12 protein-coding genes are annotated in these 13,760 nt (G+C 57.4%); 2 read left to right on the top strand and 10 right to left on the bottom strand.

What is annotated here, in order from left to right:
- Positions 1-48 precede the first annotated feature (48 nt).
- The 8 genes from ACR0BI_RS11955 to ACR0BI_RS11990 all read right to left on the bottom strand — a co-directional run bounded on the left by ACR0BI_RS11955 (position 49) and on the right by ACR0BI_RS11990 (position 9,008).
- Positions 49-1,260, bottom strand: coding sequence for a saccharopine dehydrogenase family protein (locus ACR0BI_RS11955; RefSeq protein WP_480562488.1), 1,212 nt, complete (start codon positions 1,258-1,260; stop codon positions 49-51).
- Between the two features lie 22 nt (positions 1,261-1,282).
- Positions 1,283-3,172 (bottom strand): biosynthetic arginine decarboxylase, encoded by a 1,890-nt coding sequence (gene speA, locus ACR0BI_RS11960; protein ID WP_480562487.1) that lies wholly within the window; start codon positions 3,170-3,172, stop codon positions 1,283-1,285.
- Positions 3,173-3,274: 102 nt separating this feature from the next.
- Positions 3,275-4,360 (bottom strand): DUF1513 domain-containing protein, encoded by a 1,086-nt coding sequence (locus ACR0BI_RS11965; RefSeq protein ID WP_480562486.1) that lies wholly within the window; start codon positions 4,358-4,360, stop codon positions 3,275-3,277.
- Between the two features lie 3 nt (positions 4,361-4,363).
- Positions 4,364-5,374: an imelysin family protein gene (locus tag ACR0BI_RS11970; RefSeq protein WP_170392568.1), complete on the bottom strand. Its 1,011-nt coding sequence runs from the start codon at positions 5,372-5,374 to the stop codon at positions 4,364-4,366.
- Positions 5,375-5,377: 3 nt separating this feature from the next.
- Positions 5,378-6,868 carry a di-heme oxidoreductase family protein gene (locus ACR0BI_RS11975; protein ID WP_480878719.1) on the bottom strand — a complete coding sequence of 497 codons (1,491 nt, stop codon included), beginning with the start codon at positions 6,866-6,868 and terminating at the stop codon, positions 5,378-5,380.
- A gap of 16 nt (positions 6,869-6,884) precedes the next feature.
- Positions 6,885-7,370 (bottom strand): bacterioferritin, encoded by a 486-nt coding sequence (gene bfr / locus ACR0BI_RS11980; RefSeq protein WP_170392566.1) that lies wholly within the window; start codon positions 7,368-7,370, stop codon positions 6,885-6,887.
- Positions 7,318-7,611, bottom strand: coding sequence for a (2Fe-2S)-binding protein (locus tag ACR0BI_RS11985; protein ID WP_170625132.1), 294 nt, complete (start codon positions 7,609-7,611; stop codon positions 7,318-7,320). The genes bfr and ACR0BI_RS11985 overlap by 53 nt, the downstream gene beginning before the upstream one ends.
- A 128-nt stretch (positions 7,612-7,739) precedes the next feature.
- Positions 7,740-9,008, bottom strand: coding sequence for an imelysin family protein (locus tag ACR0BI_RS11990; RefSeq protein ID WP_170392564.1), 1,269 nt, complete (start codon positions 9,006-9,008; stop codon positions 7,740-7,742).
- Between the two features lie 231 nt (positions 9,009-9,239).
- Between ACR0BI_RS11990 and ACR0BI_RS11995 the strand changes: the two genes are divergently transcribed.
- Entirely contained in the window at positions 9,240-9,779 is a 540-nt protein-coding gene (locus ACR0BI_RS11995; protein WP_170392563.1) for a ZrgA family zinc uptake protein, read from the top strand.
- 34 nt (positions 9,780-9,813) lie between these two features.
- Here ACR0BI_RS11995 and ACR0BI_RS12000 read toward each other — a convergent pair whose 3' ends face one another.
- Both ACR0BI_RS12000 and ACR0BI_RS12005 read right to left on the bottom strand, forming a co-directional pair.
- Complete coding sequence (locus ACR0BI_RS12000; RefSeq protein WP_480562484.1) at positions 9,814-11,133, bottom strand: GH1 family beta-glucosidase; 1,320 nt, start codon at positions 11,131-11,133, stop codon at positions 9,814-9,816.
- A gap of 1 nt (position 11,134) precedes the next feature.
- Positions 11,135-12,166, bottom strand: a complete 1,032-nt coding sequence (locus ACR0BI_RS12005) for a substrate-binding domain-containing protein (RefSeq protein ID WP_170392561.1) — start codon at positions 12,164-12,166, stop codon at positions 11,135-11,137.
- Between the two features lie 214 nt (positions 12,167-12,380).
- Between ACR0BI_RS12005 and ACR0BI_RS12010 the strand changes: the two genes are divergently transcribed.
- Positions 12,381-13,736 (top strand): ABC transporter substrate-binding protein, encoded by a 1,356-nt coding sequence (locus tag ACR0BI_RS12010; RefSeq protein WP_170733081.1) that lies wholly within the window; start codon positions 12,381-12,383, stop codon positions 13,734-13,736.
- The last annotated feature ends 24 nt before the right edge of the window (positions 13,737-13,760 follow it).

A 13,760-nucleotide genomic window follows, 5' to 3' on the forward strand; every position in this document is an offset into this window, starting at 1 on the left:
CCCTCCGGACCCCCCGAGATATTTATAGCCAGATGAAGCTGATGCGGATCAGAAATCGACGGGGCCGTCGAGTTCGTGGACCTGCCACGGCAGGCCGTGGGTGTTCAGCATGTCCATGAAGTCGTCCGGGTCGAGCTGTTCCATGTTCCACACGCCCGGCTGGGTCCAGTTGCCCTTTAGCACCTGCGCCGCACCGATCATGGCGGGGACGCCGGTGGTGTAGCTGACGGCTTGGCTGCCGACCTCACGGTAGCATTCCTCGTGATCGCAGATGTTGTAGATATAATAGGTCTTTTCGCCCGAGCCGTCCTTGGCCTGACCTGTGGCGATGTCACCGATGCAGGCTTTGCCCTTGGTCTCCGCGCCCAGATCGCCGGGATCGGGCAGCAGGGTTTTCAGGAACTGAATCGGGATGATTTCCTTGCCGTCATGCATCACCGGGTCAATGCGAGTCATACCGACGTTTTCCAGCACCTTGGCGTGGGTGATGTAGGCGTCACCGAAGGTCATCCAGAAGCGGGCGCGCTCAATCTCGGGGAAATGGGTGCTGAGCGACTCCAGTTCCTCGTGATACATCAGGTACATGTTCTTGGGGCCGATGGCGGGGAAGTCGAACTCGACCTTGTGGGTCATCGCCGGGCTGTGCTGCCATGCGCCGTTTTCCCAATGGCGCACCTCGGCCAGCACTTCGCGCAGGTTGATTTCCGGGTTGAAGTTGGTGGCGAATTCTTGATCGTTGCTGCCGCCATTCGCGTCCAGCACATCGATCTGACGGATCGTATCCAACTTGTGCTTCTTCAGCCATTTGGCGAAGACGGATGTAACACCCGGATCGAAGCCCGAGCCGAGGATGGCAGTCAAACCAGCCTCTTTGAACCGCTCTTGATAGGCCCATTGCCAGTGGTATTCGAACTTGGCCTCGTCCTCGGGCTCATAGTTCGCGGTGTCGAGATAGTGGATGCCGGCCTCAAGACACGCGTCCATCAGAACCAGATCCTGATACGGCAGGGCCAGGTTTACGAGGATTTCTGCACCCGTTTCTTTGATCAGTTTGACTGTATCTTCAACCTTGTAGGCGTCCAACTCGGCAGTCGCGATGTCCACACCGACGCGGTCCTTAACGGCCGCTGCGATGGCGTCGCATTTCGATTTCGTGCGGCTGGCCAGCGTGATCTCGGTAAAGATGTCCGAATTCATCGCCATTTTGTGCACGGTTGCGTGGGACACGCCGCCCGCGCCGACAACCAGTGTTTTGCCCATGGGATAGTCTCCTCTCAAGGGGTTATTCGTAATAGGTGTAGCCGTTGATCGAGTCGCGATAGGCGCTCATCAGGGTTTTTCGGTCCTTGGCTTGCAGAGTACCGGTCGAAATCGCCTCGTCCACCATTTTGCGGAACGCGGCGACACAGTCTTGCGGGTCGAATTCCACATAAGACAAGACTTGAGAAATTGTGTCGCCCTCTTGTTCATGCAGCAAGTCGAAGCCACCGTCGGTGCGCAGGTCGATGGTGACAACATTGGTGTCGCCGAACAGATTGTGTAGGTCGCCAAGTGTTTCCTGATAGGCGCCAACGAAGAAGACGCCCATGAAATACTCGCCTTCTTCGGGCAGCGAATGCACCGGCAGGCTGGGGGACACGCCGTGGGCCAAAATGAACCGGTCAATCTTACCGTCGCTGTCGCAGGTAATGTCGGACAGGACCGCGCGGCGGTCTGGTGTTTCATTCAAGCTTTGCAGCGGCACGATCGGGTGTAATTGGTCGATGGCCCAGACATCGGGGAGGGATTGGAACAGCGAGAAGTTGCAATGGTAGATGTCTGCGACCTTCTCAAGCTGGTCATCCACTTCCGTGTCCAGATCATCACTTGCCGCCAAGGCCTTGAGACGGGCCATAAGGGACAGGTAGATGCGCTCGGCTCGGGCCATCTGGCGCAGGTCGACATACCCGCGCCTGAAAAGCGCGCGCAATTCATTGCGATAGAAAGTTGCGTCGTTCCAGCATTCCTGCAGCCGATCCTTGCTGAGATAGCCGTGTACTGCGGCGAGGTCCGAAACCATGTGGTGGTCATCGGGCTCGGCCATTGGTCCGTCCGGGGCGTCGTAGAGTGTGCTTTCCAACACGTTGAAGACCAGCATGGACGACGTCGCAACCACCGCACGGCCGCTTTCGGTGATCAGTGTGGGGTGGTCGATTTCAGCCTCGTCCATGGCGTAAGCCACGGTTTCGACTACGTTGGCGCAATATTCCTCGACCGTGTAGTTGATCGAGTTTTCCGCGGCCTTTTTTTCGCCCGTGTAATCCACCCCCATGCCGCCGCCGAGATCCAGATAGCTGAGTGGTACACCTTCACGCGAGAGTTCGGTGTAATACCGGCATGCCTCGCCAACAGCGCGGCGCACATCGTTAACGTCTTGCACCTGTGAACCCAGATGCGAATGTTGCAGCTTGAGGCAGTGCAGCAAACCCGCCGCTTTGAGCTTGTCCACGGTGGCAACAAGCTGGTCGGTGTTCATTCCAAAGGCGGAACGGTCGCCCGAACTTTCTTCCCATTTGCCGCTGATCTGATTGGTCAATTTGACCCGAACGCCTATTAGGGGCTCGATCCCCAGTTGGTTATAGACCTCGATGACGGTATTGGCCTCTTTTGGGCTTTCCAGAACGATGACGGTGTTGAACCCGATCTTGCGAGACAGGATCGCCAATTGGATGAATTCAGCATCCTTGACGCCATTGCAGACGATCAGCGCTTGGGGGGCCAGGCGATGGGCCAGGGCCACCACCAGTTCAGGTTTTGATCCTGCTTCAAGGCCATAATTGTATTTCTTGCCGAACTCGACGATCCGGTCGACCACCTGCGCCTGTTGGTTCACCTTGATCGGAAAAACACCGCGATAGTGGCCCTTATAGTTTACGCGCGCGATTGCCTCGGCAAAGCTCTCGTTCAGGTGCGCGATTTCATGCTCTAGATAAGACGCAACACGCAAGACCATCGGGGCTTTGATCCCCCGGTCGTCCAGATCGCTGAGGATGCCCGGCAGGCTGATTGCCTCGGCCTCGGGGGCCATCGGATTGCGCAGAGCTATCTCGCCCCTTTCTGTCACCTCAATGAGGCCATGGCCCCATTTCTCAACCCCGTAGATGGAATGCGGTGCGTCGGGCGTCTGTTTCAATCAGATCAGTCCTTAACTTGGGTGTGCTGGTTTAGCGCCTGCCAATACGGCAGCGGTTTGATTCGTCCAAGTGTAAACTGTGAGAGGGTTCGCCGCCGAATTCTAGCCGTATGTACGGATCGGGATCAGGTGGTTGTCCCACTGGCAATCCGACCGCGCGGTGATTTCGGCGCCGGTGGTCGTCAGAGTGCCAAATGCACCGGTTCCGGTGGTAAACGCCAACCCAGCCTTGCCGGCGCCTAAACCGCAAACATCTTCGAACACTAAAGCTTCGATGAATGCTCCGCTATTTACGTCGAAACGGTGCAATGCATCGCCTCGCGGACAGGTGATCGCAACCGATTGGCCATCGGTGGAAAAGGCAATGCTGCCAGCATACCCTTGCAACTCTCTTTGCTGCGTTTCGGGCGCTGACAAAAGGCGAGGCTTTTCGCCCCTTTGGTGAAGCCCCAGAAGGGCAGGGCACTTGGTCTGGCTGCCTTGCCATTGCATTGCAAAACCCACTAGACCATCGTCACGCACCGCAAGATGGCGGATCGAGTTTTTGTGCAGCGCGCGGGGTAGCTCCACTTGCTCCAAAATCGAACCCGAAATGTCGAGATAGCTCAGGTTGGGCTGCATCGTTGGCAGATTTAGCTTGGTCCGACCGCTGTCGGGGTGTGTCTCGATGCCACCATTGGCGACGACCAGTATGTCGCCACCGGGCAGCAAGCGCATGTCGTGGGGGCCTATCCCACCTGACGAGAACTCTCCCAGCCGTGCGAAGCTGATCGCGTCCCAGACGCCAACCACACCTTCTGCGGCCTCATAGTCGTTTTCGGTTGTGAAAAACTGTGTTCCATCAGCCGAGAATGCACCATGCCCGTAGAAGTGGCGGCCATTGGGTGCCTCCAGCCGCTTTAGGACAGAACCATCTGTACAATCAATTACAATTGCAAAGGTCCCGGGGCGGCGGGCAAAGGCGACCGCTTGGGCTTTGAACGGATGGGCCGCGGCGGCGTGCCCGCGCGCGGGTAGCGGTATAGCGAACAAAATTGCACCCGAGTTATCCAGGCCGGAAAGGCGGTAGCTACCATCTGGGAATAAGGCAGCGGCCAGATAGCGGGGCGCGCCGACGGACGCCCAGCCCGGCACCGAAGCAAGACTGGCGGCACCAAGGCCTGCAAGAAATTCGCGGCGGTTCGTCAATGGTCAATCCCCATCCAGTGAGTTGAATCCGGCGCTGATGCCGAGCGTCGGGCCAAGCTCGGTCGCGGCGATCTCGCGAATGTCGTTGATCGATTGCTGCAGCGCTTCGATGCGGACGCGACCTTGCGGTGTCGCAACACCGGCGAGGGCGGGGTCGTCCAGTGATTGAGCCCGGTCGATGGCCCGCGCGAAACCGGCATCCAGATCTGCAGCAATCTCGGGGTGGTCAAAGGACAGACGGGCGGCCAAGTCACGCAGGGCGATCAGAGACAGCGTGACATGATGCAACGACCGCTTGGACCGCCGCGCTTCAGCACGGTTCGGGCGCGGACGCTCGAACGTTCCTAAAGGGCGTCCAATGCGTGTGTCGGCTGTGAACTCTAGCCCCGTTGTAAGCGCCTTGAACAGCTCCTGCATCGCCTCATCGCCCGAGCGATAGGGGCTGTTGTCCCCCGGCTGCGTCAGTCGTGGTGCGTAGCTTTGCCAGTCCGCGTTGATCGCGACGGCATTTCGGTTGATATCAGTGGTGATGGCGCGGATAAGCGCGCAACGATAGTCGGCGCTTCCTTGTTCTGTCATCGCTGGATCAAAGAGCATTCGTTCCAATGCAAAAAAGCCGCGCCCGGCGATTGAGGTTTCGGCAAAGGCATCGGGGTCGTCGACGGCAGTGTCTTCACTGGCGATGTGTCGGGACAGGGTTTTGGGTGTGAATCCTTTGGTATCTGGCCAGAAAGCCAGTGCAAAAGCGCGATCGTCAGCCTCGGACGGCCCAAAACGTAAATGGCTGGCCGAAATCCAGCTATCGAATGCCGTGGCGTAATCAGCGCGCAGGTCGTCTGACTCCGGTTCGCAATCTGTTTGGGCTGTGGTCGACAAAGCTCCGGTTGCATCAGCTAGCTCTGCAAAGCGTGGCAGAATATGCGTTTCGGTCACATCCATCAAAATCGGAGCACGATCCTGTGCAAAGGCGCCCAAGGGCACCAGCAGGGCGGCGGCGAAAGTAAGGCTACGCATGGGTCAGAGGCTCCCAAGAAAGCGGATCAGGGCGTCGCGGTCGGCTTTTGGCATTGAAACAACCGTGTCACGGGCGGCCTGCGCCTCGCCACCATGCCAAAGGATGGCTTCAAGCAGGGATCGCGCGCGACCATCGTGCAGGAGTTGGGTGTGGCCCGAGACGCGCTGGGTCAGGCCGATGCCCCACAAAGGCGGCGTGCGCCATTCGCGGCCCGTTGCGCGGGCCTCGGGGCGGTGATCGGCCAGACCCTCGCCCATGTCGTGCAACAGCAGGTCGGTATAGGGCCAGATAAGTTGGAAGCTCTGTTCGGGCCTATCGGGCATCCTGTGGGTGACATAAGCAGGCGTGTGGCAGGATGCGCAGCCCGAGGCAAGAAACACTTCTTTCCCGCGCAGCACTTCAGGGTCATCGGTGTCTCGGCGCGCCGGAACACCGAGATTGCGGCTGTATAAGGCGACGAGGTCCATGCCAATTGCGTCAATCTCGAATCCCCGCGCATCATTGTCTCCGTGCGGTGCATCAATGCAGTTGGCCTGCAATTCGGTGCAATCGCCGTACGGCGCGGGGTAAAGCGGACTTGATATGCCGATATCACCTGCGAAGGCCGCCGCCGATTGCTCCATCACCGTGGGCATCCCGGCCTTGTGACCAAAGCGGCCCATCATTGGTTCGCCGAATTCCGTCGACCATACGATGTTCGGACGGCCCGAGATACCATCGCCATCTTCGTCATCAGGATCGGCTTTGGCCAGCAAGTCCTCAACCGGAATTGATTCCAGCAACCCCAGTCCGATCATCTGCGGCGCAACTCGAGGGCTAAGCATCGCGTCCGGGTGCAGCGGGCCATAGCCTAAATCGGCGGCCTTATAGCTGGGGCGGCGGAGCGAGGCCGTTTCGCCGTCGGACAGCGCGACGGGGACTTCCTCATACGTGATGTCCAGCCGATATTCTGCGGGATGGCCTGCCAGAGCGAAATCCTGCATTTGAGTGCCATAACTCGGATCAGGCAGGGTGGCGATATAGTCTTCGATCTCGGCAGGCGCGCCCTCTGGCTTGCCGGGAACCGAAACTCTCAGGAACATCGAGACGGCATTGTCATCCGGGCCGTTAGGCGTATGACCGCGCCCGTCCTTGATGTGACAGCGCTGACACGAGCGGGCGTTGTATAGCGGACCCAAACCGTCCGAAGCCAGAGTGGACGACGGAGACGAGACCCAGATCTTTTTGAACAACCCGTTGCCGACTTTGAAGTCCAGCTCCTGTTCGAAGCTTAAATTGGCGGAGGGCTGAGAAAACGCGTCCGCATCAGTGCGCGCCCGCACGGTCGCAGCACCAGCGGACAGTTCTTCGAACCGCTGCGGCACACTGAAGTCATCCGGCGTAGCTGTGACAGCGTCGATCCGGGCGCGTTCTTCGGCAGTTCTTGGAAGGAAATTTAGATGAGAGTCCCGCAGCTCGGTGGCTTGGGAAGAGGTGGCCGTGAGTGCGGCCACCGATGCAAGGGCAAGCTTACTCGCCTTCGTCCATCTTGGATGCGTTAAGTTGCGCATAATTGGCTTCGCCAATCCTTTCATAAAGGTCGAGCTGCGTTTCGAGGAAGTCGATATGTCCTTCTTCGTCGCTGATTAATTCTTCGAACAGGCCCATGGACACATAGTCGCCGGCCTCGCGGCAGTATTCCCGCGCTTCGACATAAAGCGCCCGCGCGTCTTGTTCGGCGGCTAGATCGCATTCCAGTGTTTCTTTCGGGGTCTGCCCGATGCGGAGTGGGTCAAGTTTCTGCAGGTTGGGGTGGCCCTCCAGAAAGATGATCCGCTCGATCAGCTTGTCTGCATGGCCCATTTCCTCGATGGATTCCTCACGGCTTTTCTTGGCCATATGGCCAAGCCCCCAATCCTCTTGCAGGCGGTAATGTAGCCAGTACTGGCTGACCGCCGTCAGTTCATGCCGCAGTGATTTGTTGAGGTATTCTATGACCTTGGGATCGCCCTTCATGTGCTTTCTCCTGTGATACTTCGGATCGTAACGACCGAAGCTGCATGGGGACTTTAAGATTATCGTCTGCGCGCATTGTGTCTAGGAAAAGCGGCATACATCCGCCGCAATCCGCTGACTTGCCAAGGGCATGATAGATCTTGCCGGGAGTGATGATGGTCTGTGGGTCTGCCGTGCGCATCCAATCGATCGCCGCTCGGATGTCGTGGTCAGAGATGTTGGTGCATTGGCAAACGATCATGGCGACTCAGTCGGGGTATGCTATTTCCTAGTGAAATAGTAGGTTATTGAGGGCGCGTCCAGTGCCAAGACGCCACACTCGATGTTGAGAAAGGCCGAGAGCACTAAAAATGCGCCCGGCCATGATACCTATTGGAATACCGCGTCAGGGTTATCCAAGCTGTCCGAGCCTTCGAAATCGATCTGGTCAAGCTCCAGCACGGTCACGATGCGTTCGATGGTCTTGGTCTGATCGACCAGTCCATTGACGCCACCCATAATCAGCGCTTCGCCACCTTCATTGCCGCGTTCCAGCATCTGGTCATACGCAAAACCCGCTTCGGCGGTTGATTTGATACGGCCTAGCGCCAGCATGGTGTTGGCCAGCTTGGCTTTCATCTCTGTATCAAGCGTCGGATCAGCTGCGGTCACCAGATCCGATAGGGATGCACCCGAAACAGGCGTGCCATCGATGCGGGTATAGCTGCCCAAATACACATTCTGGATGCCCAGGCCGTCATAGTAATGGCTGTTGTGGGTGTTGTCCGAGAAGCAGTCCTGCTCTTCCTCGGGGTCGTTCAACATCAGGCCGAGGCGCATACGCTCACCCGCCTGCTCGCCGTAGGACAGCGAACCCATGCCGGTTAGGATCGCACTAACGCCAGCAGTTTCATTTGCGGCAAGAGCGGCACGTGCGTCACCATCTTCGGCCCACTGGGCAGTCATCCATTCCAGATCACTAATCAGCAGATCGGTTGCCGCTTTCAGATACTGGGCGCGGCGATCGCAGTTGCCACCTGTACAGCCGTCACCAACTAGATAATCGGTATAAGGACGACTTCCTGCGCCCGTGCCGTGGCCGTTCAGGTCCTGACCCCACAGCAGGAATTCGATGGCGTGATAGCCGGTGGCGACGTTCGCCTCGATCCCGTCAGCCTCATGCAGCGTATCCGACAGCAGGGCAGGGGTAATTTCGCTGGCGTCGATGGTCTCGCCAGACAGATCAAAGCTGGGGTTGGCGATGACGTTCAGCGCGGCAAACTCGTTCTCATCGCTGGGGCCGCCGTAGGAGGAATCCACATAGTCTATCATGCCCTCGTCCAGAGGCCATGCGTTCACCTTGCCTTCCCAATCGTCGACGATGGCGTTTCCAAAGCGATAAACCTCGGTCTGCTGATACGGCACGCGCGCGGCGACCCATGCGGCACGTGCGGTGTTCAGAGTGGCATCGGATGGGCTAGCAATCAGGGCGTTGACGGCAGCTTGCAGATTCTTTGCTGCAATCAGACTGTCGTCATATTTGGCTTCGGCGATGTTGGAATATGTGGTCAGAACATCGGCTTTGGACGGGGCCTCGGCGACAGCTGTACTTGCGATACACAAGGTCAGGGCACTGGCCGCGTTGAACAATCTGGTCATGTGGAACACTTTTCTTTCTTAGCGGGATTCGGACCCCGGCAGGCACAGCGGGGCTGGACGGGGCAATTTCTTAGTGAAATAGTCGGCAATGTCAATCTGAGTTTTATTGTCGGGTATTATTCCTATTTCTGACTAACCATATCTGGGGAGCCCGATGCACCCGGCGAACATTGCGCTGAGGCGCAATTGTATTAAAATGCCCTACGGTTTGTTTGGTTAATGGTGAATAGAATGAAACGCGCGGCCGTTGTTCTTGCGCTAATACCAGCCGCGCTGATGGCGCAGGCAGAGACCGCCATCGAAGCGCATACTCATGGCGCGGGTCATATGGCAATTTCATTCGTTGAAACCGGATTTAGCCTGACGCTTGAAGTGCCAGGCGTAGATATTGTTGGGTTCGAACACACTGCCGAGAACGAAGATGAGAGGGCGGATGTTGCCGTCGCAATCTCGGACCTTTCTAAACCGCTTGAGATCTTTGAGGTGCCGCCTGAAGCGGGGTGTGTGACTACAACGGCCAATGTCGCGCTTGTTGGTGATGTCTTCGTTCAGGATGAGGGGCAAGTCAGCGATAATGCCGTGCATCACACCGAATTTCAGGCCGATTATCTGGTGCAGTGTCAGGAGCCGTCGTTAGTGAATTCAATTCAGTTCACCTATTTCGAACGGTTTGCGCGCGCCGAGCGCTTGTTTGTTGAGCTGACGTCATCCTCGGCCACACAGAACCTTACGGTGGAACGCCAAACGCCACATTTGAAGGTGCCAAACTGAACCGGCGTGTGCCCGCAGTAGCAAAGCTTGACGGTCAACCAGACTGATCCCGGACCAATGCGGCCTGCAACGCGCGGTAGGAATCCTTTGGCCTTCTTTCCAGCGTCTCAAAATCTACATCGACCAGCCCGAACCGTTTTTCATATCCCAGCGCCCACTCGTAATTGTCGAGAAGGGACCAGATGAAATATCCCTTGATCGGAACGCCGTGGTCCAGGGCATTACACACTTCGGCAAGATGCTGGTTCAAGTAGTCAATTCTGTCAGCGTCGTTTTGACGTTCTGCGCTCGCCATGCCATTTTCGGTCACGTAGATAGGCAGGTCCCCAGTATACTCTTGCGCGGTCCGGATCAGGAAACGGGACAGGGCTGCCGGATCAATTTCCCACCCCATTTGCGTTTTTAGCAAGGGGCCAGGGACGTCGGTCAAGGAAGGCCAAGGCGTATCTGCGCGCGTTATCAACTTGCGCGTATAGTAATTGAGCCCACACCAATCGACCGGCGACGCGATTGTGTCGAAATCATCCTGCCACTTGTCCGGCAGATGCGGCTCCAATCCTTCCAGAACATTCTGAGGGTAGGATTTCTTAAATGCGCCGCCCAGGAAAAAGCGGTTGTAAATCCCGTCGTAAAGCGCCGCCGCAGTCTGTGCCTCATCGCTGTCGTCAGCAGGTTCCGCCCATTCAAGGTTGAACACTGCGCCAAGGTTCGACATGCCCAATCCACGCATGGCTTCGATTGCGCGACCATGGGCCAGCAGCACGTGGTGCATCGCGCGCGCGGTCGCCCGGATGTCGCGCAAGCCGGGGGCATGTTGGCCTTCGAAATGGCTCAGCCAGCTTACACACCAAGGCTCGTTGACAGGTGCGACGCTGAACATCCGATCGCCGATGCGGCCCATGATGATCTCGGTGAAGTCTGCAAACCAATTCGCGATATCCCGGTTTCGCCAACCGCCCAGATCGGCGAGCGGTGACGGGAGTTCCCAGTGATACAGCGTTGCGCAAGGTTTGATGCTGCGTTCAAGCAGCGCATCGGTCAGGCGATCATAGAAATCCAAGCCTTGCTGATTGATCGGTCCGCGTCCTTCGGGCAGCACGCGCGCCCAACTGGTTGAAAAACGGTAACAGTCGAAGCCTGCGCCCCGGATCAGATCCAGATCCTGTTCGAACCGGTTATAGTGATCGCAGGCCAAATCTCCGTTTTCCGCATTGGTGACGTTACCTGGAGTTGCGGCGAAACTGTCCCAATGGGTCTTGCCTGCGCCCCCATTGGCGTGTCCCTCGATCTGATAGGCCGACGTCGCCACGCCAAACTGAAAATCTGGCGGGAAATCTGCGCGTTTGTACTTCATCTCACATCCTTTGTGGGGCTGGCCCCGTCGAGCTGCCGACGACAAGTTCAGCCTCCAGCAAGCGGGTTTTGGGTGGGTCATCCGGAGCGTTGATCCGCTCGATCAGCATTTCGGCAGCCACCTCGCCCGCGTGTCTGACCGACGAGCGCGTTGCGGTGAAAATTGGAACATCCATACCATTGCGCATGTAGGACAACTCGTCATCATGAGCGATCACCGAGATATCGCGCCCCATTTTCAGGCCGCTTTCTTCCAGTGCGCGCCGGACTCCAACCGCAGAGATAATCGAAGAGGCCAAAATTGCTGTTGGCGGGTCGTCGAGCTTCAGCATGTCGCAGGCTGTCTGATGCCCATAAATCTCGGTCATCTCAGCGCTGCGCAGCAGGTTTGGATCAGGCGAGATCCCGGTTTCTTTGAGCGCCGCCAGATAGCCGTTCCTCCGCCGACGCGCGAAATCCATTTCCTCGAGCCCGTTGATCAAGGCGATGCGCCGATGGCCCAGATCGATCAAAAACCGAGTAGCGCGTTCGAATGAACGCTGGTTGTTCACATCGATCCAATCATAGGGCTCTTTGGCGTAGGTCGACCGGCCATGAACAATGAAGGGCACGCCGAGGCGCGATAATACCGAGATGCGCGGCTCTCGTACCTTGGGGCCTTGCAGGACCACGCCGTCTACGACGCCCCGATTGAACAGGCTGCGATAGGATTCTTCAATTGATGTGTCCGGCGCGTGCGTGAACATCATGTCATAATTGTTCGCCGCATAGGTTTTGGCTGCGCCTGCCACAAAATCTCCGAAAATCGGATTGACCATTTCGTGCCGGGACGAGGTGGGAATCACATGGCCGATGACCATAGACCGCCCTGTCGCCAGCCCCTTTGCGCGGCTGTTGGGGCGGTAACCATGCTTGTTCGCAGCAGCCTGAACCCGGATGCGCGTCCCTTCGCTGACCTCCGGGTAACCGTTCAGCGCGCGGCTGACGGTTGTTTGTGAAAGGCCGAGGATCTCAGAGAGTTGCTTTAGGTTCATTTTACTCAAAGCGCCTTCAAATTGATGCCCATTTGTTTTGTTGTGAAAACCTGGCTCAGTCAACATGTTTCGAGAGAATGCCTAAGAATAGCAATTTTTTAGGTGTCAGTAGGCGAGATATTGACAGGGTCTGAATGTTAGCGGATAAAGTATCGCATCCAAAGCGCTTTGAAAACGAATCTCGTTTGCGCCGAAAATATTGGGAGGAGAACTCATGAGACACGCACTTTATTCGGGTGCGGCGGCGATCGCTCTGCTGGCCGGGTCGGTACAAGCACAAGATTTGGTCTTCGCGCCGGGCGAGGGGCCGTTCAACTGGGACAGCTATAATGCCTGGGCCGAAAGCGCCCCGGATCTGAGCGGTCAGACGGTCACGATTTTTGGTCCGTGGCTGACCCCGGAAGACGGTTACTTCAACAACATGATTGCCTATTTCGAAGAGGCGACTGGCGCAGATGTGATCTATACCGGTTCCGACAGTTTCGAGCAGCAGATCGTTATCGATGCCGAGGCAGGATCAGCCCCCAATATCGCGGTCTTCCCGCAGCCAGGACTGGCGGCGATCATGGCATCCAAAGGGCAGCTGACGCCGCTGGGTGAAGATATGGCGGCCTGGGTTGGTGGCAATTATGCGGCTGGCGATTCCTGGGTTGATCTTGGCACTTACAAAGACGCTGACGGCAATGACCAGATGTATGGCTTCTTCTACAATGTGAACGTCAAGTCTCTGGTCTGGTATAACCCGGAAAACTTCGAGGATGCCGGATACGAAGTGCCGACGAGCATGGAAGAACTGAAGGCCCTGACCGAGCAGATCGTCGCCGATGGCGAAACCCCGTGGTGCATTGGCCTGGGATCGGGTGCCGCCACCGGTTGGCCGGCGACCGACTGGGTTGAAGACATGATGCTGCGGACTCAGCCGCCCGAGGTTTACGACCAGTGGGTGACAAACGAGATCCCGTTTGACGATCCGCGCGTTATCGCCGCAATCGAAGAGTTTGGCTGGTTCGCGCGTGATGACGCCAAGGTCTCGGGTGGGTCAGATGCTGTCGCCTCGACTGACTTCCGCGACAGCCCCAAAGGCATGTTCTCATCGCCGCCGCAGTGCTACATGCACCGTCAGGCATCCTTCGTTCCGGCTTTCTTCCCCGAAGATGTCGAGTTCGGCCTGGATGCAGATTTCTTTTACATGCCGTCTTTCGCAGACAAGGACTTGGGTAACCCGGTTCTGGGTGGCGGTACTCTGATGGCGGTAAGCAATCCATCGGATGCGACCAGCGCGTTCATGGAGTTCCTCAAGCAGCCGATTGCACATGAAGTCATGATGGCACAAACCGGATTCCTGACCCCGCATAAGGGCGTGAACACCGAAGCCTATAAGGATGATACTCTGCGCGGTCTGGGTGACATTCTACTGGGCGCGACCACCTTCCGCTTCGACGGCTCGGACCTAATGCCGGGCGCCGTGGGTGCGGGTACGTTCTGGACCGGCATGGTTGACTATACTGGCGGGAAATCCGCCGAAGAAGTCACCGGCGAAATCCAGTCATCTTGGGACGCAATCAAGTAATCCGCTGAACCTTCGGGCAACCTT

Source organism: Ruegeria sp. E5, from assembly GCF_056534105.1.